We start from the raw sequence: 551 nt of genomic DNA, 5'->3' as shown, positions 1-551 counted from the left end.
GGGGGCGAGCCTGCCCAGCTTTCTCCGCTGCCCATCCAGTACGCCGACTTCTCCGTCTGGCAGCGCCAGTGGCTCCAGGGCGACGTCCTCTCTTCCGAAATCGCCTGGTGGCGCACCCAGCTTGCCGGTGCCTCCTCGTCCCTGGAGCTGCCCACTGACAGGCCTCGCCCCGCCGTTCAGTCCTATCGCGGTGCGGTGTTCCCCATCGGGTTGTCTCGTGAGTTGACCCAGGCCGTGAAGGCCCTCGCTCAGCGTGAAGGCGCCACGCCCTTCATGGTGCTGCTGGCTTCCTTCCAGCTTCTGCTCTCCCGCTACTCGGGCCAGGACGACATCTCCGTCGGCTCTCCCATCGCGAATCGCAATCGCTCCGAGACCGAGAGCCTCATCGGCTTCTTCGTCAACACCCTCGTCCTCCACTCCCGACTCGACTCCAAGCAGTCCTTCCGTCAGTTGCTCTCCCAGGTGCGCACGTCCACTCTGGCCGCCTACGAGCACCAGGACGTCCCCTTCGAGAAGCTCGTCGAGGAGCTTCAGCCTCAGCGTGACCTGAG

General features: G+C 65.3%; 1 protein-coding gene. It reads left to right on the top strand.

All coding sequences use genetic code 11. The features are described 5' to 3' along the window. Positions 1–551 (top strand): condensation domain-containing protein (locus HUA76_RS44780; protein ID WP_254614919.1); only part of this gene is annotated, 551 nt, incomplete at both ends.

Origin of the sequence: Myxococcus sp. CA056 (assembly GCF_013336715.1) — a bacterium.
GTDB classification, from domain to species: domain Bacteria; phylum Myxococcota; class Myxococcia; order Myxococcales; family Myxococcaceae; genus Myxococcus; species Myxococcus llanfairpwllgwyngyllgogerychwyrndrobwllllantysiliogogogochensis.
This window is presented reverse-complemented; position numbering and strand designations above follow the sequence as displayed.